The following is a 21,344-nucleotide window of genomic DNA, read 5'->3' as shown; positions in this document are numbered from 1 at the left end:
AAAGGCTCTTATTTCACCTGTAGCGTATCATTGCAGAAGAGGAGATGGCAATGATCTACACGGTGACACTGAACCCGGCTCTTGACCGGACGATCGAGGTTGACCAGATCCGCTGCGATGTCGCAAACCGGATCATTGAGGAACACTGGTACCCGGGAGGCAAAGGAGTCGACGTATCAAGGGTTCTGACCACCCTTGGTGCAGAGACACTGGCTTTTGGATTCATCGGTGGATTTCGGGGGGACCAGCTTGAGGCTGGCATGATCACCGCTGGGATCGGCTGCGACTTTATCAGGATCGCCGGTGAGACCCGGTCCAACCTGGTGATCCACGAACAGCTGATCGATAAGCAGGTGCTCCTCAACTCCAGGGGTCCGGAGGTCGAACCCAGTGCAATGATGGCACTGCTGCGTAAGATCCGAAATCTCAGGAACCCGGGGCTGCTGACGATAGGAGGAAGCCTGCCTCCCAACCTCAAACCTTCGATCTACAGGACGATCATTGAGATCGTACAGGAACGCGGTGGCAGGGCCCTCTTCGATGCGGATGGAGCCGCCCTGAAGGCCGGGATCGAGGGGAAACCCTTTGCGATCAAACCGAATCTCCATGAACTCTCAGAACTGGTCAACCGACCGCTGAACTCCTTTGAAGAGATCTTCGCAGCAGCACAGGAGCCGCTCGAAGCAGGGGTGAAGGTGGTGCTCGCTTCGCTCGGCCCGGATGGGATTCTGCTGGTCTCAAAGGATCTGGCCCTCCATGCAATTCCACCCAAGGTCGAGGTGAAGAACACCATCGGAGCCGGGGACTCGGCAGTCGCAGGATTTGTCTATGCCATCGCCGGAGGAAAGGATCTTCAGGAGGCCCTGGTCTCTGCGGTGGCTGCCGGGACCGCAACCACGATGCGGTCAGGCACCGCATTAGGGAGAAAGGAGGATATCATGGCACTGATACCGCAGGTTCAGGTGAAGAAGATCCCTCTGCCGGACAGATGTCCGGGTCAGAACAACCCTGCAAAGAGGACATAGAGCCCTGAACTGACAGAGGGAGGATTGCTCGTATCCCCACTGCAGATCTCCTCCTCCGGATACCCGAGATCAGCACAGGCGACCAGCCGGCAGGTGATCGACGCCGCATCCAGTGCCTCCGCAAGAGCGGGGATGGAGAAGGCGGGGTCTGCGATCAGAAATCCGATCCTGCCATGCTGCACCACACTGACCACCTCGTCGATGGCATGAAGATGATCCTTTCCATGCGCATTCACAATCACGACCCGGGTCAGCGGGACACCGAGTCGGGCTGCAGCCAGTTGGAGGGAGGAGATTCCGGGAATCACCTCGCCGCCGAGATAGCCGAGGCCGGCCAGCATCGGGTCGCCTGTGGAGAGAACCACCGCTGCTGGAGAGAGCGTCCGTAATGCCTTGTAGTCCTCGATCTCATGTACAGGGCAGTCTTTCCTGATACTCTCTGCGGCCAGTGCAATCGCTCGTGGCGAACCGTAGATGCTGCCGGCCCGGTTGATCGCGTCAGCAGCTGCCCGGGTCAGCATACCCGGACCGCAGCCGACCCCGACCACCTTCATCGCTCTCCTCCGATTATGGTCCCGTCCCGTTCTATCAGCACCACCCGGACATCAGGATAGAGATCGGAGAAATGCTTGAGAGCGGCATCCATCCGTGGAACAAATTCTTCAGTTGCTCGCAGTTCCTCGACAGTAACACAGCCGGTTCCATTCAGGATGGAAGGATCGATGTACTTCAGGATCAGCCCCGGAAGCCCGCAGAGGACCACTTCACCATGCGCCACCTCCAGCGCCTCCCTGATCTTGCCGCCGATCAGCACCACCTCGTGGTCAGGAAAGAGGAGCCGGGAATACCGGAGGCCGATCCTGCCGGTGGTCAGCACCACCCGGTCTGCTGCACTGACCCGGTCCATGATGGTGGAGGTGAGGTGATCGTCCCAGGGCTCGACAAGCCCGGTGGTCCCGAGCAGGGAGATCCCGCCGATGATCCCGAGCTGCGGGTTCAGGGTCCGGGTTGCTACGGCACCACCATCCGGGATCGAGAGGGTCACAACGGCCCCGGTCAGGCCCCCACCCAGGGCTGCGACGCCGTCCCTGATCGCCTGCAGAATAGAGGCCTCTGCTGTGGCGCTGATGGCAGGAGCACCCACCTTCCAGCGGGCGGCACCCCTGGTATACCAGCCGATCCCTTCCCCGGCAGAGAGGCTGTTCTGATCGGCAGGCAGTGCCTCGGCACGGATCACAAGACCGGACGTCACATCGGATGGATAGTCGCCGGAGTATTTCCTGCAGACAACAACACCTTTTCCGATTGTCGTAACCGGCAGCGTGGCAGTTAGACCGCATGGGAGCTGGACCTGCACAGAATTCACCGGCCCGTCCAGGGAGAGTATAGCGGCCATGGCCGCTGCAGCGGCCGTGGTCCCGGTGGTGAATCCACGCTTCAGAACCGTGCCGGCAGAGGTGAGGATCGCAAACCCGGCAGAGACTTCCCTGAGGCCGGCTGGATCGGCGCACCGGGTCACCCATGCAGCAGGATAGGTGAACCCACTGACCGGGTCGGTGATCTCTTCACTCATTGATGATCGTGATGATCTCGTTGATTGCTGCGACCGCGATCGGCGTACCGCCGCGGGTACCCTCTGTTGATATCGAAGGGATATCCACCGTTCTGAGCAGCGCCTTCGACTCGGCCGCATTCACAAATCCGACCGGTACCCCGATCACCAGCGCAGGTCTGATCCCCTGTTCGATCAGTTCGCAGAGTGTCAACAACGCTGAAGGGGCGTTCCCGATCGCCACGATGGAACCGGGGAGTTTATCTCGAAGGGCGAGAAAGCCGGCGGAGGTCCGGGTGATCCCCTTCGCCTGGGCTGTCGTCAGGCCGTGGTCAAGGGCACAGATCACCTCGCTCTGGTGCCCCTTCTTCTGGATACCGACCTGCACCATCCTGATATCGGTGATGATCGGGGCACCCCCTTTCAGTGCCTGTACCCCGGCCGGGATCGGGTCATGCAGAAACCGGAGGAGTTCCGCCATCCCGAAGTCACCGACGGCCACCGAGCATCGCTGTCGAACCCGGTCCTCATCGGAGTCGTTCCCGATCACTGATCTGGCCAGTTTTCTGCTCTTTGATGATATCGCAAAGGCCTCAGGCGTAACCGCACCGAGGTCAATATACGTATTTTCTGTGGTACCCGCGTGGGGTGATGATTCCTTCGCCATGATCGTCCCTCAAAAAGATCCTGCTCTCCTCTCCTCCAATGATAACGATCGAGTGCATATCCACCTGGTCCTCGATCGTATCGACTTCTCCGAGCGTAGTGACCAGCACCCGCTCCCCGTCCCGGTAGGCGTTCTGCACGATACCGATCGGAGTCTCAACAGCACGATACCGGGCCGCAATCTCCATCGCCTGAGCAAAGTTGTGCGGACGGCCCCGACTCTTTGGATTGTACAGCGCGACCGGCACCCCCATCTGGAAGGCCAGCGAGAGCCGGCGTTCTATCACCTCCAGCGGAGTCAGGAGGTCTGACAGACTCAATGTCACAAAGTCACCGGAGAGTGGAGAACCAAGCAACGCTGCAGCTGCATTTGCCGCAGTCACACCCGGGATCACCACGAACGGCACCTTGACTTCAGCGTGGTCGAGCACCTCGAGCACAATGCTGGCCATCCCATAGATTCCAGCGTCACCGCCGCTGATCATCGCGACCGTCCGATTCCGGGCAAGAGCGATCGAGCGCTTGGCCCGCTCGACCTCCTGACCCATCGAGCTCCTGATCACTTCTTTGCCTGCCAGAAGCGGCTGCAGCGCATCCAGGTAACTTTGATTTCCAATGACACAGTCAGAGGCAGCGATGGCCCAGACCGCCTCTCCGGTCATCTGTTCGATCCCGCCAGGTCCGGACCCGACGATAAATAGCCTGCCTTTGGCTTCAGCGTGCGATGGCAATCGTAACTCTCCCATACACCTTCTTCTTCAAGATCATCTCTCTCTTCGTTGATAATGCCAGCGCAGCAGGTTCTGCGACCCCGACAAGCCCGATCCTGCCAGCCCCGGAACTGCTCGGCGGGGACTCTGCATTGATCGTCTGGTCGTCCAGAAAGATCAGATCGCCGCCCATGGCAAAGACACCATCGACCAGCCCAGTCTCGTCTCTCTTCTGGACTGTGGTGGCATAACAGCGGACATCATCCATTGCTATCCCTGCCACTGACAGGGCATCTTCGACACCCTGCTGCACCTCCTGAGCCGTGACCCCGCGCCGGCATCCGATCCCGACCACGTACTCACCTGAAGCGACCAGGAATGAGACCGCCGGACCCGCAACCACGATCGCCGGTCCGTCGATCCGATAGACCGGGACGTCCCGTTCAAGGATCGCTGCATTGACGGTCCGGGTCGACGGGCGATTCACTACATCACACTGTCGGGCCGCGGCGATCCCCTCGACCGACGGAAGCCCAAGGGACTCGGTCGCGGTCGTCAGTACCGGCAGAAGACCGGCCTCCCCGAGTTGCTTTGCCAGGTCGTTGGCGCCGTGATGTCCACCGACCAGGGGAACAGCATACTTGAGATCCGGACTGACCACGACCACCGCAGGATCCTGCCATTTATCCTTGAGGAGAGGAGCCACCTGCCTGACCACGATCCCGGCGGACATCACCGCTACGATCCGGCTGTATCGTCCCCAGACCTCCGCAAAGACGCCGTTTGTGTAGTCGCGGCGGTCTGCGTCGAGGACCCGGGCGATCGTCGCCGCCTCCCCGTTGAAGCGGGGGAGCGCGATCACCACGGTACTGGTCATGAGTACAGGACCGAGTGCTGGTACCCGGTCTGCTCGGGGTCCACGACCCCGCCGATCAGGATCAGCGCAGTCTTTGTGATCCCGGCCTCCCTGGCTTTCCCAGCAATATCCCGAATCGTCCCACGGACAATGATCTGGTCCGGCCAGGTCGCATGATAGACCACCGCCACCGGGGTGTTCTCCGGCCGGTCGAGCTTGGCGAGCACCTCCTCGAGGTGTTCAGTGCCGAGAAAGACGACCAGGGTCGTCCCATGTGCAGAGAGGGCAGTGATCTGGTCCTCTTCGAGAGTGGCCCCTGCCGGCCTGGTGACGATCAGCGAATCCGATATCCCCCGGAGGGTCAGCTGCGTCCCGAGGGCAGCCGCGGCACCGAACATCGAGGAGACACCCGGTACGATCTCAACCGAAACTCCCTGTTCTTCGAGCGCACGGATCTGTTCAACGATGGCCCCATACAGGGATGGATCCCCGCTGTGCAGCCGCACGACCTTCTTGCCGTCCCGGACCCCCGAGACCATCGCCTCGACCAGCTCGGCGAGGCTCATCCCCCAGCTGTCCAGTTTCACCGCAGCCCCGCTCGCACTGACCAGGGCAGGGTTCACCAGGGAACCGGCATAGATCAGTACCTCGGCCTCCCGGAGGAGGTCCATTCCTTTCACCGTGATCAGCCCGGGATCGCCGGGGCCGGCTCCGACGATAAACACTTTCCCGTGGGTCATCAGCGCCTCGCAAACATGATGCTGAAGTAGTCGCTGGTCTGCTGCAGTTCCTCGTTCCGGTAGACCTTCATCTCGTCCATGAACATCCGCTCGACCAGCACAAACTCGGAGAAACCCTCCTGCTTCAACTGATCACGGGTTGCCTGCGGTTTCTTCACCTTCAGCAGGATCTGAGACGAGGGGACCGCCCCATCAGAGACGATGAAGCCGCCTGATAGTGAGAGGTCGGCCACCGATGCGAACGCCGTGATCGACGAGACCCCCGGTTCTGTCGAACAGACGATCGCAGGGTACCGCTCCCGAATCACCGCACAGAGACGGGAGAAGGTCGAATAGAAGTTCGGGTCCCCAAGGATTCCAAGTACGACGAGCCCATCCTGAGCGGTGGCTGCAATCTGATCGGCGTTCTGTTCCATCGAACGCCGGATCTGCTCCTGGTCCTCTGTCATCGGAAAGTCGAGAATTTCAGCCTCCCTGTATGGGGAGACCAGCGCCTTCGCGATCTGACCTGGTACATAGACTGCATCAGCCTCGGTCAGCAGCCTGACCGCACGGAGGGTCAGCAGTTCCGGGTCTCCAGGGCCGAGGCCGAGACCGACCAGCATCAGGCCACCCTCCCTGTCACGATAAAGACCGGATCGATCGGTCTGAACATCAGACTTTTCCCAAGCGGATACGACCGCGCCACCTGCACCTGCACTACCTCTTCAAAAATGTTCAGTTTTTTCATCACCCGCACCGCCTCATACACGGTATCGAGAAGGACCGCGTTCACCACGATCGTCCTCTCCACTCGTTCTGCAAGAAGTTCAAGGATTGTCTCGAGCGACTGCGATCCTCCAATGAACGCACAGTTCAGCGAGGGGATATCCCGGAGCAGATCCGTCGCCTCTCCACAGTAAAATTCAATATTTGAAGCCCCTGCATTGAGAGCCGCCTGCTCTGCGACAGTGATAGCTTCCTCGCGTCGGTCCATGGCGATCACCGAGCCTGCATCCGCTGCCATTGCGATCGCCACCTTTCCAGTGCCACAGCCAATATCCGCGACAGTATCCCCGCTCCGCACTCCGAGCTTAAAGAGTGAGATCGCCATAATCTCGTCCTGCGTCGGTCCGCCTTTCAGCACCATAGTTCTTAGTAAACTGAAGTTACCTTAACAGAAGAATATTTGTCCAAAAGAGGGAGATCAGAAGGGGATCAACGGCGGATAGGCCGGATCATAGAGTGAGACAACTTCACCGATCACGATCACTGCCGGGGGTTTCACACCCACCGCGGCTGCCTTCTCCCCGATATCAGCGAGCGTCCCCACGGTGACCCGCTGATCAGCCCGGAATCCCCGTTCGATGATCGCAACCGGCGTCGTCCCATTCCGGCCGTTCTCTACCAGCAAGCCGGCGATCGTTGCAAGGTTCTTCACCCCCATCAGGATCACGATCGTCCCGCGCGAACGGGCGAGCAGCGACCAGTCAAGTGCCGACTCAGGTTTGGTCGGATCCTCGTGGCCGGTCATTATCGTCACCTGCGAGGCGAACCGCCGGTGCGTCAACGGGATCCCGACCGAAGCCGGCACCGCGATAGCGCTGGTGATCCCGGGAATCAGTTCGGCCTCGATCCCGGCCCGCCGGATCGTCTCCAGTTCCTCACCACCACGCCCGAACATGAACGGATCGCCTCCTTTCAGCCTGACTACCCGCTTTCCGGCCCGGGCACGGTCGACGATCAGTGCCTCGATCTCGTCCTGCTCCAGGGTATGATTTCCCCCGTACTTGCCACAATCGATCAGTTCTGCGCCGGCAGGGAGCGTGGATAGGATCTCCTCACCAGGGAGCTGGTCATACAGGACCACCTCAGCCGTGTCGATCACCTCCCGCGCATGCTGGGTCAGCATCCCCTCACTTCCCGGACCTGAGCCCACAATGAATACCATACCGTTCATTCTTCCAACCCCAGTGTTCTGACCGCTTCTCTGATCAGGTCAGCAGCCTGCTCTTTCAACGTTCTTCCGATCACGCGTGCCTCTCTGACATCGGAGACATCAGCCTCGATCCGCTGATAACGCGAACCGTCCAGTGCCAGCACCTCGGCGATCAGGTGACCGTCCCTGCAGTAGACCCCTTCAGGGACAAAGCAGCCGCCACCAAGCTCCTCCATCACGGCCCGCTCGATGGCGACATCCTGCCTTGTCCCTTCATGATCGAGTGCACAGGCCAGGGTCTCGATCAACGAGGGGTCGGCCCGGCAGACCACGGCCACCGTTCCCTGGTTCGGGGACGGGACAAACTCTTCGACCGGCAGACGCTTTCCTTTGAGCGAAAGGCCGAGCCGTTGAAGTCCTGCTTCAGCGAGTACGATCGCATCATACTCGCCTGCCTCCAATTTTCTGATCCTGGTGTCAACGTTGCCGCGAAGCTGTTTCACCTCGAGGGTCGGGTCGTGCCGGAGGAGCTGCGCACGCCTCCTGGTACTGGACGAGCCGATGACCTGTGGATTCTCCACGGTATCGACCGCGAGAAAATCTGCCGGCGAGTCTCGTTCAAGCACGGCACAGGTGAGCACACCCGGCGGCCGGAGGGCAGGGACGTCCTTTAAACTGTGGACCGCACAGTCAATCTCCCGCGCCTCGATGGCGTCGTCGAGCGCCCGTACAAAGACACCCTGCCCCCCGATCTCATGGAGGGGGACGCCGGTGACGGCATCACCATGGGTGGTGATCACCACAATCTCAGTCTCGATGCCTCGCGAGGCCAGCATGGAGCAGACCTTCTCGGCCTGGACCCGCGCCAGCGCGCTGCCCCTGGTTCCTACTCGTATCGACATGATCGGTATGCTGCGCTGATCGCTTCTATCTGCTGCTCGGTGTGTGCTGTTGAGAGGAAGTTGGTCTCAAACTGCGAAGGTGGAAGGAAGATCCCGGATTGCAGGGTCCTGTCCCAGAATTTCTTAAAGGCGTTGGTATCGCTCTGCTTGGCCTCGATGTAGTTCCGCGGCGGGGACGACCTGAAGAAATACTTGAAGATAGAGCCCTGCCTGACAAACGAGCCCTGGGAACCGGCCGGCGAGTCCATCACCGCCTCTTCGATCGCCCTGGTCTCCTCATCCAGGCGCCGATAGATCTCCTGGTTGGCCGAGAGCCACGCAAGCGTGGCCGCACCGGCCGTCATCGAGAGCGGGTTGCCATTGAAGGTCCCGGCCTGGTACACCGGGCCTGAAGGAGCGACCATCTGCATGATATCAGACCTGCCGCCGAACGCCCCGATGGGCAGTCCTCCGCCGATGATCTTGCCGAGTGTCGTCAGGTCGGGCGTGACACCGTAGCGGACCTGTGCCCCCCCGATCCCGAGCCGGTACCCGGTGATCACCTCGTCGAAGATCAGCAGTACGTCATGGGCAGCCGTGATCGATCTGACCTCGCGGAGATAGTCCTTCTCGGGCAGTATCGGACCGATGTTCCCCATCACCGGCTCGATGATCAGGGCCGCGACATCGTCGTGCGTTGAGAGGAGGGCTTCAAGGGCTTCCAGATCATTGTACGGCACCTGCAGGGTGTGCCTGACCAGGTCGGAGAGGACGCCGGCCGAGTCAGGCACCCCGAGGGTGGTCGCACCCGAACCGGCCTTCACCAGCACCGCGTCATGGGCGCCATGGAACCCGCCCTCGACCTTGACGATATCTGACTTTCCTGTGTACCCACGTGCCAGGCGTATCGCTGCCATCGTGGCCTCTGACCCGCTGGAGACGAACCTGACCATCTCGATCGAGGGATGATCCCTGATGACCTGCTCCGCGAGCCTGACCTCGTGGGGGGAGGGAGTGCCGTACAGCCAGCCGTCCTGCAGCTGGTCAGCGATCGCCTGCTGCACCGGTGGAAAGGCATGACCGAGGATGAGCGGCCCGTAGGCCAGGCAGCAGTCGATCAGGTCGGTTCCGTCGATCGTCGTGAGCACGGCACCGGACGCCCGGGCCGTATAAAACGGGTACGGGGCGATGGCCCGAACTGGACTCGATACCCCGCCAGGCATCACCCCTCGAGCCCTGTTGAAGAGATCTTCACTCGCAGTCTTCATCGAGCCACCCCGCTGCATCCTCTGCAAAGTAGGTGATGATCAGATCAGCACCCGCCCGTTTGATCGCGATCAGACTCTCCAGGGCCACGGCTTTCTTATCGATCCAGCCGTTCTCTGCTGCTGCCATGATCATCGCGTATTCACCACTGACCTGATAGGCCCCAACCGGCAGACCGAAGTCGGTGATCGCCGCCAGCACATCGAGGTACATCCCTGCCGGCTTCACCATCAGCAGATCGGCCCCCTCTTCGGCATCGAGCCTTGACTCCATGTAGCCTTCCCGACCGTTGGCCGGGTTGATCTGGTAGGAGGTCCGGTCACCGCAGGAACAGCCTGAATCCGCGGCGTCCCGGAACGGACCGTACAGCGCCGAGGCAAACTTGGTCGAGTATGAAAAGATCAGCACGTCCTGGTAGCCGGCCTGATCGAGCGCATGCCGGATCGTGATCACCATGCCATCGAGCATACATGACGGGGCCACGATATCAGCCCCGGCCTCTGCATGGCTGACGGCGATATCAGCCATCAGAGCAAGGGAGGGGTCGTTCAGCAGGTCTTCCTCCCCACACCGGTTCTGTCCGCTGATCCCGCAGACACCGTTTGAGGTGTATTCACAGGCACAGACATCGGTACAGACAACCATCGCCGGCACCGCCAGTTTCACAGCCCTGACAGCCTGCTGGATGACCCCATCATGATCAAACGCGCCGCTGGCTTCGGGGTCCTTCTCTGCAGGGACCCCAAAGAGGATCAGTGCCCGGATCCCTTTCCGATACAGACGTGTTGCAACCTCTCCAATTGCAGAGACCGGGTACCTCTGCTGCCCGGGCATCGTCTCGATCGGTCGTGGAACCGAAATCGTCTGGTCCACAAAGATCGGCGCAATCAGGTCTTTCTTATTCAGGTGATGCTCTGTCAGCAGTGGGAGCAGATGCCTGCTCCGCAGCCGTCTCATTCTTTTTTCTGGATACACAACTTCTCCCCCTGAGTGATTGCATGGACGAGCGAAGCCGCAGCCTCCATCTCACCACACTCTGCGCTGGCACGTATTGAGAACGTGGCATCAGTCAGCAGTTTCTTGACCAGCACTCTGGTCAGGTCGTCGACGACGGCCACCGCCCTCTGGTCCTCTGACCCGAGCCGGGCCAGTGCACGGTCACGCTCGCGGACCCTGATCTGTTCTGCCCATGAATGGAGCATCGAAAGCTGGTCATCGGCCGCCTTCCGATTGATCAACTGGACGAACTGGTTCAGTTCCTGTTCGATATAGGTCTGCGCTCGTGAAGCTTCGCTCTTTCGGTAATCGAGATTACTCTGACTGATAGTGCGCAGGTTGTCGATGGTGCAGAGGTGGACCCCGTCGATCTGATCGGCGCCCTCCTCGACATCGCGCGGCTGAGCGATATCGATCAGGATCAGCGGGCGTGGGTGCCCCTCCAGCGGCCAGCACCGTCCCTTCATCACCTCTTTGAGCTCCTCGCATCTGATGATCGGATGCGGGGCGGAGGTGCATGAGATCACCACATCCGAAAGGACCAGGTACCGGTGCAGTTCATCCATCGTCACCGCCTTTCCACCGATCTTCGATGCCAGCTGCACTGCCCGGTCATAGGTTCTGTTAGCCACGTAGATAGCAGTCAGGTCCTTGGCTGCCAGGGCCTGAGTAACCAGCATCCCGATCTCCCCGCTTCCAACCACCAGGATATGCCGGCCAGTCAGGGTGCCGAGCAGTTCCTCAGCGAGCGTTACGGCGGCGGATCCTATCGAGACGGCGCCCCGGTTGATCTCGGTCCTCCGCCTCACCTCTACCCCGACATGCACTGCCTTGTTCACGCACTGCTCGACGAGCGGGCTACAGGCGCCGGCCATCTGCGCAGCGGCCAGCGCCTTCTTCAGCTGCCCGAGGATCTGGTCTTCCCCAACGATCATCGAGTCGATTCCACAGGCCACCTCGAGCAGGTGCCGTATCGCATCCAGGTCTTCGCGAACCTCAAAGACGGTCCTTCCCTGGGCATGGAGAAACTCGGTGAGTCCGGCGCCGGTCCCCTGAACCAGCACCTCGACCCGGTTGCAGGTCTGGAGGAGGATCGCACCCTTGAAATGGAGCTGGATCTCTGCAAGGAACTGTTCCTCATTGCCAAACCGGAACTGCTCCAGCATATCAACGTCTGCTGTGTGATGGTTCATCCCCCCGATCGCCAGGTGGGCAAAGAGCGGATCAGCAGCCATCCGGAGACCTCACCTGCAGGTAACGTGCCTGCACCACAGCAGCTGCCTCATCGACACCAGAGTTCAGGGCACAGTTCACCGCTGGATCGCGGAGGATAGCAGACAGGATATGTCGCCGCTCGTCTGAAGAGAGGGACAACTGCCTGAGTGCTGCACGGATTTCACGCTGGAGCAGAACCATCCTGTCAAGACTGGGCAACTCACGTTCGATCGTCTCCCTAACAAAACGGGCTACCGCAGGGCTGCTTCCTCTGGTGGAGACCGCGATCAGGTACTGCTCACCCCTGACCACCGCAGGGAGCATGAGGTCGCCCTCCCCGTCGGCGTTGTTGAAGAGCACACCCAATTCCCTGCAGATCCTGCCGATCCGATCGTTCTGGTCATGGGATGATGTGGCTGCGACCACCAGGAATGCCCCCCTGATCAGGTCGCCAAGTGCCTTATCATCGAGGTGTTCAACATCAAGGATCTCGGTTGTCACCGGCAGGGTGGAGAACCGTGAAGAGAACGAACGGCTGAAGACCTGCACAGCTGCCTCACCTGCAAAGAAGGCTGCCTTCCGTGCTCCAACCCCCCCTCCCCCAAAGATCCGTACAGTACGGCCGGAGAGGTCAAGCATCAGAGGTATCATTGATCAAGGTCTTGTTCTTCAGCGAGATTAAGATATTGACATGGTCCAGGCGGTTCCTGATTTTTCAAGGCGAATCCGACCGATTTTCGGGCTGATACGCGTGACCCCATGTGGAAGATGTAAATAACCAGCCGTCATTTCTGTACATGGAGAGGGAGAGTGTGGCTGACGGTGGCGTTTGCCGCTGAGGAAAGTCCTCCCACCGACCGGATGCGCAGCCGTATGCAAGTACGGGTGGCGAGAGTCACGGCAATGGCACAGAAACGATACGGCCTTCCCTGAGCGATGATACGGCCGAGCCTTTTGGGCGAGACGGATGCTCTGCATCCAATAACCCGCTGAGCTGATGACGGGAAGGATACGATGAAACGGTGAATCCCTGCGGGTGCAAGTCAGAACAGGGCGCGTGGAGAGTCCGGTCTCTGCCCGGGTATGACGCATAGCTGAATGCCACAATGAACAGAAGGAGGCTTACTCCTCCCACTCCGTTTGTATACTTCTCAATTATGTCCTATTCTGCATAACCAATTAAAAAAATTAATAAATCGTCATCACCATGAGTAATATAATGCATATCCCTACGCCGTCCGAGATCAGGGCCAAGCGTGAGATGCTTGATCTGACCCAGTCCGAACTCGCACGAAAGGCCGGGGTCAGCCAGTCGATGATCGCCAGGATCGAGGCAGGGAGCGTCGACCCACGGGTAGGGACCCTGGACAAGATCATCAGGGTACTGAACATCGCCGAGCGCTCGATTGTGACCGCAGCCCAGGTGATGCATACGCCGGTACAGAGTGTCCATCCCGAGAACCTGATCGCGAGCGCCGTCGACATCATGGAGAAGAACGGCATCTCACAGCTGCCGGTGATCCTCGATGGGGTACCGGTAGGCTGCATATCGGAGTCAGCGATCCTGTTTGCCATCGAAGAGCAGCGCGCCCATAAATCACAGAACTATCTGGTCAGAGATTTTATGGAGTCCAGTTTTCCGACAGTCCCCCCTGATATCGATGTGGAGACTGTCGTCCATATTTTACAGCAGCACCATGCGGTGCTGGTCCTTGAAAAGGGAAAGGTGCAGGGTGTGATCACCAAGCACGACCTGATCTCGCTGATCACCTAGAGGAGCGAGACCAGGTCTCTGAGCACGACAGCCGGGTCTTCTGCCTTGACCACGCTTGAAGCGAGCAGTACACCATCTGTACCGAGGTCGCGGGCGATCTTCACGCACTCACCTGACTGGATGCCGGCACCGGTCAGCACCTTCACCTGTGGATTCACCGCATGCACGGCCGCCACCGACCGCTGTATGATCCCGGGGTCGGCCTTGGCCACCGAGACCCCGCTGCCGATCAGTTCAGGCGGTTCAATCGCAACATAGGTCGGTGAAAGGGCTGCAGCCGCTGCGCTGGTCAGATCGTTGTTTGAACAGATCACCGTGATCAGCCCTGCATCCGTAGCAGCACGCACACTGCCCTCGATCTCTGCAAGGGTCAGTCTCCGTTCAGAGTGGTTGATCAGGGTTCCCGCCGCACCGGTCTGTTTGACGGCGGCGGCGGTCACATGCCCGGTGAATGCCCCAGGGGCAACACCGTCCAGATGCTGTGCAAAGACCGGGATCTCAAAGTGTTTGCTCAGGGGATGGAGGTCGAAGAACGAGGGCGCGACCCCGATCTGAATGCCGCTCTCTTCACTGACCTCTTCTGCAGCCCGTGCGATCAGATGGGCACGGGGGCCCATCCCTTCCTTGTAGGCTTTGAGATTTACCAGAATGAACTGTGACATATGATTCTCCAAGAAGGAACCCGATCCCTTCTTCACCCGGACAATTCTGTCTGCAGATATTTAACTCTGATCTCAGGTTTCTTTTAGTCCGCACAGGAACGGACCGATCGTGATGCCACCGAGGGATCTGTTCTTCACCTGCTCCTTGAGCTGCGCAAGTCCCTCTATACTCCGGCGACCACCCTGCGCAACCAGGTCGAGCGCCTGCAGGTACAGCCCGGTCATCTCTTCTGCATAGAGGGGTGTCCTGCCCCTCGCATCGATGATCACATCGGTGACACCGATGCCGGCGATCGAGATGAGGTGATCGATCAGACAGGTCTCGACGGCGTTCTGGATACGGGTTCTGCAGCTGCCATCGAAAAGGAGAGGGAATACCTCACCCTTCTGATCGCGGATGGCCCATGAACCGGCATGCAGCGGGGCACACCCGCAGGATGTGCCAACCGGACAGTCCTCGGTCACCAGTGCTGTGGCACTTCCCTGTACGGTCAGGGCAAGGTGTGGAATTGGAGTGTTGGAAGGCAGACGACCGACGGCACCGGCGAGTTCTGTGATCTCTTCGCGTGAGAGTTCCCCGGAGAGGGTCAGCAGTTGGAATCCTGCCAGCGCGCTGACCGCGCACTGGTTCCAGATGTTCAACCCCTGTCCACCATAGAGCGGAAGGGCTGGGGCCATCTCCTGCAGGGCAGCTGCCGCTCCGATCCCCTCGACCATCACGCCCGCAAGGTCTTCGGCAAGGGGGTCGGCCAGGATCTCCCCGGCCATGGCAAGAAACTCGGGCCGGGTGATCTGCGGCCATTTCCAGACCAGCTTCGCCCCGGTTGGACGAAGGAGATCGATAGCACCGGCGAGTAGATCAGTCATCGACGGGACCGTGCCAGTACACCCGCAGGGGGCGGATGCCTTGGGTTCGAAACAGATCAGTCGACACCCGGCCGACGCCGCAGCTGCCACCGCTTCCAGGGAATCAACAAAGATGATCAACTGCGGGACGGTGGACTCCAAAACCCCGGTCCCTTGCCGGCTCTCCATCTCGATAAACCGCGTACACTGTGCTTCCGCGGCCGCCAGAGCCTCCTCTGACGGGTGATATGATTGGACGAGTGCATCGGTTGCCGCGGAGAGGAGGTCGCGCCGGAGTTTATTGAGCGCACTGCTCCGACCAAAGAGTGTACCGGGGTTGTCGATCGCGATATCGGTGATCACGAACGGAGTTCCCCCAGTTCTGATCAACTGCTCCCTGATCCGGTCACTGCTGAGTGGATGCTCCAGCGCCTCCAAAAACGGCTCGTCCCCCATGACCGAGACCTGCACAGCAGTAGCGTCCCGACGGAGGGCCGTGCCGGAGAGGTGTGGCCGCCGCTGCCCATCAAACGAGAACGAGAGAGAGAGCGGGATCGCGGAAGGCGGATGTGCCGCATTGTCACTGATCTGTCGTCGGGTAACCTTTGTATGTGCAGCACTTCTGGTCAGATAGACGGTTGAACCCACTGGAACCTGGAGCTGCACAGGCAGTGAGATCGCCTGCTCCCCGGGATGATGCCACGGGGTCCCCTTCAGTACAAAACCGGATTCCTCACCATCAGGAGCGATGATCACCAGCCCGTCACCTGCTTCGGGGGTGGCCGCCCCCTTGAGAGCGACAATGACCTCCCCCCGTTCAACGTCAGATCCTGATACAGTCCCAACGAACAGCCCGCGGTTGTCAGGGCGGTCCCGCCCCATCAATGACCGGTGGCGTGCACCCAGCAGGTACCCGCCGGTGAACCCCCGGTTGAAGGCCATCATCAGTCGTTCGAGTGCCGCATCATCAGGCTTCCAGTCCCCGGCCCTGATCGCATCGAGCGCGGCCCGGTAGATGCCGACAACCGTGGCAACATATTCCGGAGACTTCATCCGTCCTTCGATCTTCAGTGAAGTGATCGGCGAACGGATCACCTGATCGAGGTGCGGATAACAGGCCAGATCCTTTGGCGAGAGGAGGTACTGCTCATCATCCCTGACCTCCTGCATCTGAACTGGCCTCCCATACTGGTCAGTCTCTCCATGGAGCAGGGTGTACGGTTTTCTGCAGGGTTGTGCGCAGCTCCCCCGGTTCCCTGACCGTCCCCCGATCACCGAGGAGAGGAGGCACTGTCCGGAGTAACTGTAACAGAGCGCTCCATGTAAAAAGACCTCCACACCGATATCCAGATGCTCCTCCTCTGCTGCAGTTGTGATCGCTGTCACCTCTGCAAGTGAAAGTTCCCGGGCCAGCACCACCCGTGAGAACCCATGCGCCGCTGCCCACCGCACCCCTTCAATGGTATAGATCGTCATCTGAGTCGAGGCATGAAGCGGCAGGTCAGGGATCAGCCATCGGGCAAGGGCCGCCACCCCAAAGTCCTGCACCAGCACTGCGTCAACCCCTGCGCGGTACAGCATCAGCAGGTACCGGGCCACGTCGACAAGTTCCCGGTCATGGGTCAGGATGTTGACGGTGACATAGACCGCGACGTTCCGTGCGTGGGCCCTGGCCACCGAACGGATCAGCGCTGCCTCGTCAAAGTTTGCGGCAAACTGTCGGGCCCCAAACCGTGAACCACCCAGGTACACGGCATCGGCTCCTGCATTGATGGCTGCAATCAGTGCTTCCTCAGACCCTGCTGGTGCGAGCAGTTCTGGCAGTTCGCTTCTCCGTTTTTGATTCATCTGGACACTGCTACTGAATGGTATGCAGAGAGGGATGAGGATTGTTATCGCGGACAGTGTTCCCTGAGAAACCCGGCAATCTGTTCGGCGGTGATTCCCTGTATCAGCACACGCTTCTGTGAGGAGGTAGTCCCGGTGAGGATACTGATCCCGGACTGGGGGATGGTCAGCGTTCTGCTGAGCAAAGCGATGATCGCCCGGTTGGCCTTCCCTTCGACAGGCGGTGCGGTGATAGAACAGCCGATGGCATGCCGCCATTCATTGTACCCTGCAGGAAACCGGTCAGCTTTCGCTTTTGGATTGACATCGAGGAGCAGGACGGTTCCCTCTCTCGTAGAGGTTAATGCATCAGCAGGGTCTGCCATAAAAGAGCCACCAAGGAGGTTTGTCGCCCGACATTAACAAACATGGGTCATCGGTGGCATTGCGCCGTCCCTCCCCTGTTCTAAATCCCTCATGCCGGGCGGTGCCTGTCGCGCAACCGGGTTGTCCCATGGATCACATCTAGGCGCTTGCCAATCGATCACCCGGGGACCTATGGAAGCGCTATATCGGCACGGAATCATATCTGCGGTCTCTCCATATAACCTCTCCCTCTGTACCAGTGGGGGTCTATCCGGGTGAAGTCACCATGGTCAAAGACGACGGTCCCCCGCATGATCACCTGATCCGGGAAGACCGCCGACATCCCCTGGTACGGCGTCCAGGTACACCTGCTGTGCAGGTCGGCAGCCTCGACAGTGACCGCCTCTCTGGGATAGAGTGCAAAGTCGGCGCGATCGCCGGCGGCGAACCCGGCCGGCGGTATGCCAAGGACTCGGGCCGGCGCGGCCACGGTCTTCTGTACCACTGAAGCGAGGGTGAACTCGCCGGTGAGGACATGGGCCATCAACAGCGGTACCATCGTCTCGACGCCGGGTAGCCCGGAAGGGGCTGTTTCGAAGGCCTGTGCCTTCTCATCCCTGGTGTGCGGCGCATGGTCCGAGGCGATCAGGTCGATCCGGTCCCAGGCCAGAAAGAGTTCTCTCTGATCGTGTTCTGACCGAAGCGGGGGGTTCACGCGCCCATGCGTGTCGGTGTTGGCGAACCGTTCGATGGAGAGGAGGAGGTGGTGAGGGGTCACCTCGGCGGTCATCCCTGCCCGATGGGCTGCATCCACCGATCCTGCTGTACTCATGTGGCAGCAGTGGACCCGCTGGCCGGGTGCGCACGACCCCTGCAGGGCATGTACAGCACGTTCTTCTCCTGTGGGAGACCGCTGCATACAGTGCTGGCGCAGCCCGGTCGGCGCAGTGCCGGAGACCTCCTCGGCATGAACAGTGACGAGCCCCCCCAGTTGATGGATCTCTGCAAAGGTGCGCTGCTGCACCTCAGAGGTCAGGGCCTCCCCGTAACTGGACGGGGCGATGAAGACCTCGCCGAACGCGAGCGCCCCGCCCTGCCAGAGCTCCGCGATCCTGGCGTCCCCGGTCACGGCTCCGTTCACCCCGAACCCACAGTACGAATGGGCAGCGGCATCCGCTACCCTGGCCGAGAGGTGTTCGTGGTCAATGATCGGCGGGACGGTGTTCGGCTGGTCGACCACCACCGTCACCCCGCCGGCCAGCGCGCTCCGTGAACCGGTGGTCCAGTCCTCCTTGACAGACTGGGCGCCACCCCGCATATGGACATGCATATCGATCGCCGCGGGAAGGACGAACAGTCCCCTGCAGTCGATCGTCTGATGAGCCGGGGCTGCTGACCCCGCATGGACGACGATCCCGTCCTGGACCTGCAGGTCGACGATCCGTCCATCGGGGAGGGTCAGGTCAGATAAGAGGAGATCTAGCATACCCGCGGAACCGGGTCGCCCATCGGCGGCTCGATGAACCGTTCGCCGCCGATCGAGGTCTCCATGATCACCGACGCCCCTTCGACGACCCGGCCGACGATCGCCGCATCCTTTCCTAGCGGATGCCGCCGGATCGCGGCGAGCACAGCCTCTGCGTCCTCTTCTGGAACGCCCATCACGACCTTCCCTTCGTTGGCGACCTCGAGGGGATCGATGCCGAGCAGCAAGCCGGCACTCCTCACACTGGCTCTGATCGGAACCGCGGCCTCCTCGAGCCTGACTCCGACCCCGGCCTTCCTGGCCATCTCGTTGATGGCAGCCGCAAAACCGCCCCTTGTCGGGTCCTTCATCGCATGGATCGTGCCGGCGGCCATCGCCTCCTTCACCAGCGACCACACTGGAGCCACATCTGAATGGATCTGGTCTCCAAGATCGAAACCTTCACGGTGGGTCAGGATCGCAAGCCCGTGATCCCCGAGCGTACCGCTGACGATGATCCGGTCCCCGGGCATCAGCCCGTTGTCGCGGACCACTGTTTCAGCGACCCCGATGCCGGCCGTGTTGATGGCGATCCCGTCGAGCGCCCCCTTCTCGACGACCTTGGTGTCGCCGGTGACCAGCGAGGCGCCGGCCTCGCCAAGCGCGGTATTCATCGACTGCATGATCCGCTCGAGGTCCCCGACATCGAACCCTTCCTCGAGGATCAACCCGCAGGAGAGAGCGATCGGACGACCGCCCATCATGGCCAGATCGTTGATCGTCCCGGATACCGCGATCCTGCCGATGTCCCCGCCTGGGAAGAAGATCGGATGGACCACATGCGAATCTGTGGTGAAGACGATATTGGTCCCCCCGATCGGGATGACCGCACCGTCATCGAGTGACTCTAGACCGATACCTCCGGCATTATTGTGGGTGACGCAGGAGAGCACCTTCAGCAACTCACCCATCACCTCTCCGCCGGCGCCATGCATCATCTGTACTTTCATGATTCGTTCACTTCGATCTCAATATTGCTGACCACGATCTCTTTTCCCTTGACGATCTGCGGAAGCCCGCCACACGACGGGCAGACGAACTTATCCTCGCCAGAATAGTTTCCGCATGAACAGGTCATCACCGGTTTCACCGTCGTGCAGACCAGGTCAGTACCAGAGAAGAGCGGGTCATCCTCTTTGATAAGGTCGAACAGGTAGATCACCTGCTCCGGGTTCACCATGGCAATCTCTCCGACATCGACATGGATCGCAGTCACCGAGGTTGCGTTATTCTCAAGCGCTGCACGTCGCGCAGTCGCAAAGATATCATAAGCAATGCTGTATTCGTGCATCTTCTCTGACCTCTCTGTCCGAACTCTCGGATCTCACTTCCGACTGGTGCACCAGACCTGACGATCCGGGCAAATAGTTCTCCGGAGCATACCCCCGGCCTATGCAGTAGTATTTGGCCGGTACTCCACTAAAGCGTTCCCAAAAACTGGCAGAAGTGTTCCCCGATCAGGGCGATCAATCGCTCTCTTCCATCGCTGCGTAGACCTGGCGGAAGACCTCCAGCGTCTCGAGCCCCTCTTCTCGGCTCAGCCGCTGGATGGCAAAACCGACGTGAACCAGTACGAACTCCCCGACCTTGACATCGACCAGATCGAGTCTGACTTCCTGCTGGAGTTCACCATAATCAACGACACCGATGTTCCCATCCTTGATCTCCATCACCTCAGCAGGTACTGCAACACACATCTCCACTAACCTCTATCGGTACATTAGTCGATCATAGACAATAAACGCAGTGATGCTACTCTGCAGAAGAGTGGAAATGAGGAAAAAGGATGAGACTGAAATTAAAAGATCGGTTCGGTCACTGCATCAGCACACGTATCAGCGAGAGCCTCAGGAGAGACCGCAGCCGACAGGTTTTCATTCTCTTCAACAATGGTCTCCGATAACAGAGCATCCTGTTCGAGGACCATGGTCGCCGGGTCGAGCAGATCGCACTCAGAACAGTCAAGGATGGTCGTCACACACCGTTCCGCCTCTTTCTGCGTATTAAAAGTTCCCACAGTCAGGTAATCCGGCTGTTCGATATTACCACACAGCAGATAGTAGCGCCCATCCTGATGTCGAATCAGATAGGTGTAGATATCACAGGTGTTGACATAGATCGGCTCCTCGATGATCTCGTCCCCGATATCCTTCTTTGGCCTGATGCACTTTAACCATACCATGCGTTACCACCTCACCAGTGTAGTAGACCCCGGTCACCTGCAGGGGATTAGCCAGCGATAAGCTGCATCATCTCCAGTCGATGATCTCCGGAATGTTACACTACTGATGTTGTTGTCCATTCAGAAAAAGGCTTTGATTTGAACCTTATATCACAAACAAACCAGAAAAACGTAACATTACGTCTGCTGTGCAAAACAAGAATGAATAATGCAAGGCACTTGTGCATGGCCAATGTACGCCTTCGTAGAGCGGAGAATGCTATCCTTCAGACCGCGCAATCTGATCCCATACTCTCGAACCAGTCGGCAGGGTTCCCACTCGGCAACCAATCGGGGG

Annotated in this window: 24 protein-coding genes and 1 other RNA gene; 3 read left to right on the top strand and 22 right to left on the bottom strand. The window is 59.7% G+C overall.

The genetic code is table 11. From position 1 onward, the window contains the following. Positions 1-44: 44 nt before the first annotated feature. Positions 45-1,025 (top strand): 1-phosphofructokinase, encoded by a 981-nt coding sequence (gene pfkB, locus ACFKSJ_RS01155; protein WP_440950448.1) that lies wholly within the window; start codon positions 45-47, stop codon positions 1,023-1,025. Here pfkB and ACFKSJ_RS01150 read toward each other — a convergent pair. Genes ACFKSJ_RS01150 through ACFKSJ_RS01085 form a run of 14 tightly spaced genes read right to left on the bottom strand, consistent with a single transcriptional unit; the run spans position 998 to position 12,476 of the window. After that, on the bottom strand, positions 998-1,579 hold the full coding sequence (locus tag ACFKSJ_RS01150; protein WP_440950447.1) for a cobalt-precorrin-7 (C(5))-methyltransferase: 582 nt from the start codon (positions 1,577-1,579) through the stop codon (positions 998-1,000). The genes pfkB and ACFKSJ_RS01150 overlap by 28 nt on opposite strands. Beyond that, on the bottom strand, positions 1,576-2,598 hold the full coding sequence (locus ACFKSJ_RS01145; RefSeq protein WP_440950446.1) for a cobalt-precorrin-5B (C(1))-methyltransferase: 1,023 nt from the start codon (positions 2,596-2,598) through the stop codon (positions 1,576-1,578). Before ACFKSJ_RS01145 ends, ACFKSJ_RS01150 begins: the two co-directional genes overlap by 4 nt. Next, positions 2,591-3,244, bottom strand: coding sequence for a precorrin-8X methylmutase (locus ACFKSJ_RS01140; RefSeq protein ID WP_440950445.1), 654 nt, complete (start codon positions 3,242-3,244; stop codon positions 2,591-2,593). The genes ACFKSJ_RS01145 and ACFKSJ_RS01140 overlap by 8 nt, the downstream gene beginning before the upstream one ends. Then, positions 3,192-3,989, bottom strand: a complete 798-nt coding sequence (gene cobJ, locus ACFKSJ_RS01135; RefSeq protein ID WP_440950444.1) for a precorrin-3B C(17)-methyltransferase — start codon at positions 3,987-3,989, stop codon at positions 3,192-3,194. Before cobJ ends, ACFKSJ_RS01140 begins: the two co-directional genes overlap by 53 nt. Beyond that, a complete protein-coding gene (gene cbiG, locus ACFKSJ_RS01130) occupies positions 3,958-4,830 on the bottom strand; it encodes a cobalt-precorrin 5A hydrolase (RefSeq protein WP_440950443.1) in 873 nt (290 codons plus the stop codon). Before cbiG ends, cobJ begins: the two co-directional genes overlap by 32 nt. Then, positions 4,827-5,549, bottom strand: coding sequence for a cobalt-precorrin-4/precorrin-4 C(11)-methyltransferase (locus ACFKSJ_RS01125; RefSeq protein ID WP_440950442.1), 723 nt, complete (start codon positions 5,547-5,549; stop codon positions 4,827-4,829). Before ACFKSJ_RS01125 ends, cbiG begins: the two co-directional genes overlap by 4 nt. Then, a complete protein-coding gene (locus ACFKSJ_RS01120; RefSeq protein ID WP_440950441.1) occupies positions 5,549-6,154 on the bottom strand; it encodes a cobalt-factor II C(20)-methyltransferase in 606 nt (201 codons plus the stop codon). Before ACFKSJ_RS01120 ends, ACFKSJ_RS01125 begins: the two co-directional genes overlap by 1 nt. Further along, positions 6,154-6,678, bottom strand: coding sequence for a bifunctional cobalt-precorrin-7 (C(5))-methyltransferase/cobalt-precorrin-6B (C(15))-methyltransferase (locus tag ACFKSJ_RS01115; protein WP_440950440.1), 525 nt, complete (start codon positions 6,676-6,678; stop codon positions 6,154-6,156). The genes ACFKSJ_RS01120 and ACFKSJ_RS01115 overlap by 1 nt, the downstream gene beginning before the upstream one ends. A gap of 57 nt (positions 6,679-6,735) precedes the next feature. After that, positions 6,736-7,488, bottom strand: coding sequence for a uroporphyrinogen-III C-methyltransferase (cobA, locus tag ACFKSJ_RS01110; RefSeq protein WP_440950439.1), 753 nt, complete (start codon positions 7,486-7,488; stop codon positions 6,736-6,738). Beyond that, entirely contained in the window at positions 7,485-8,369 is an 885-nt protein-coding gene (gene hemC / locus ACFKSJ_RS01105; RefSeq protein WP_440950438.1) for a hydroxymethylbilane synthase, read from the bottom strand. Before hemC ends, cobA begins: the two co-directional genes overlap by 4 nt. Then, positions 8,354-9,616: a glutamate-1-semialdehyde 2,1-aminomutase gene (gene hemL / locus ACFKSJ_RS01100; RefSeq protein WP_440950437.1), complete on the bottom strand. Its 1,263-nt coding sequence runs from the start codon at positions 9,614-9,616 to the stop codon at positions 8,354-8,356. Before hemL ends, hemC begins: the two co-directional genes overlap by 16 nt. Then, complete coding sequence (hemB, locus tag ACFKSJ_RS01095) at positions 9,600-10,571, bottom strand: porphobilinogen synthase (RefSeq protein WP_440950436.1); 972 nt, start codon at positions 10,569-10,571, stop codon at positions 9,600-9,602. The genes hemL and hemB overlap by 17 nt, the downstream gene beginning before the upstream one ends. Beyond that, the gene (gene hemA, locus ACFKSJ_RS01090) at positions 10,568-11,845 is read right to left on the bottom strand and encodes a glutamyl-tRNA reductase (protein ID WP_440950435.1); all 1,278 of its coding nucleotides are present in this window, start codon (positions 11,843-11,845) and stop codon (positions 10,568-10,570) included. Before hemA ends, hemB begins: the two co-directional genes overlap by 4 nt. After that, on the bottom strand, positions 11,835-12,476 hold the full coding sequence (locus tag ACFKSJ_RS01085) for a precorrin-2 dehydrogenase/sirohydrochlorin ferrochelatase family protein (RefSeq protein ID WP_440950434.1): 642 nt from the start codon (positions 12,474-12,476) through the stop codon (positions 11,835-11,837). Before ACFKSJ_RS01085 ends, hemA begins: the two co-directional genes overlap by 11 nt. A gap of 149 nt (positions 12,477-12,625) precedes the next feature. On the opposite strand from ACFKSJ_RS01085, the gene rnpB reads away from it, so the two are divergent. Beyond that, positions 12,626-12,962, top strand: an RNA gene (rnpB, locus tag ACFKSJ_RS01080) — RNase P RNA component. A gap of 82 nt (positions 12,963-13,044) precedes the next feature. After that, complete coding sequence (locus tag ACFKSJ_RS01075; protein ID WP_440950433.1) at positions 13,045-13,599, top strand: CBS domain-containing protein; 555 nt, start codon at positions 13,045-13,047, stop codon at positions 13,597-13,599. Here the strand turns inward: ACFKSJ_RS01075 and tpiA are convergent. The 8 genes from tpiA to ACFKSJ_RS01035 all read right to left on the bottom strand — a co-directional run bounded on the left by tpiA (position 13,596) and on the right by ACFKSJ_RS01035 (position 21,007). After that, positions 13,596-14,261: a triose-phosphate isomerase gene (gene tpiA / locus ACFKSJ_RS01070; protein WP_440950432.1), complete on the bottom strand. Its 666-nt coding sequence runs from the start codon at positions 14,259-14,261 to the stop codon at positions 13,596-13,598. The genes ACFKSJ_RS01075 and tpiA overlap by 4 nt on opposite strands. A gap of 72 nt (positions 14,262-14,333) precedes the next feature. Continuing rightward, positions 14,334-16,955 carry a DUF3656 domain-containing U32 family peptidase gene (locus tag ACFKSJ_RS01065; RefSeq protein WP_440950431.1) on the bottom strand — a complete coding sequence of 874 codons (2,622 nt, stop codon included), beginning with the start codon at positions 16,953-16,955 and terminating at the stop codon, positions 14,334-14,336. Positions 16,956-16,999: 44 nt separating this feature from the next. After that, positions 17,000-17,320: a DUF167 family protein gene (locus ACFKSJ_RS01060; RefSeq protein WP_440950430.1), complete on the bottom strand. Its 321-nt coding sequence runs from the start codon at positions 17,318-17,320 to the stop codon at positions 17,000-17,002. A 197-nt stretch (positions 17,321-17,517) separates the two neighbouring features. Beyond that, a complete protein-coding gene (gene pyrC, locus ACFKSJ_RS01055; protein WP_440950429.1) occupies positions 17,518-18,786 on the bottom strand; it encodes a dihydroorotase in 1,269 nt (422 codons plus the stop codon). Further along, positions 18,780-19,775 (bottom strand): hydrogenase expression/formation protein HypE, encoded by a 996-nt coding sequence (gene hypE / locus ACFKSJ_RS01050; protein ID WP_440950428.1) that lies wholly within the window; start codon positions 19,773-19,775, stop codon positions 18,780-18,782. Before hypE ends, pyrC begins: the two co-directional genes overlap by 7 nt. After that, the gene (locus ACFKSJ_RS01045; protein WP_440950427.1) at positions 19,772-20,116 is read right to left on the bottom strand and encodes a hydrogenase maturation nickel metallochaperone HypA/HybF; all 345 of its coding nucleotides are present in this window, start codon (positions 20,114-20,116) and stop codon (positions 19,772-19,774) included. Before ACFKSJ_RS01045 ends, hypE begins: the two co-directional genes overlap by 4 nt. Before the next feature lie 175 nt (positions 20,117-20,291). After that, positions 20,292-20,522: a HypC/HybG/HupF family hydrogenase formation chaperone gene (locus tag ACFKSJ_RS01040; RefSeq protein WP_440950426.1), complete on the bottom strand. Its 231-nt coding sequence runs from the start codon at positions 20,520-20,522 to the stop codon at positions 20,292-20,294. Positions 20,523-20,623: 101 nt separating this feature from the next. After that, positions 20,624-21,007 carry a hypothetical protein gene (locus tag ACFKSJ_RS01035; protein ID WP_440950425.1) on the bottom strand — a complete coding sequence of 128 codons (384 nt, stop codon included), beginning with the start codon at positions 21,005-21,007 and terminating at the stop codon, positions 20,624-20,626. Positions 21,008-21,344: the final 337 nt, after the last annotated feature.

The sequence above is a fragment of the Methanosphaerula subterraneus genome, assembly GCF_052055875.1.
GTDB lineage: Archaea > Halobacteriota > Methanomicrobia > Methanomicrobiales > Methanospirillaceae > Methanosphaerula > Methanosphaerula subterraneus.
Note: the sequence above shows the minus strand (reverse complement) of the source record. Positions and strands in the feature narration are given on the sequence as shown.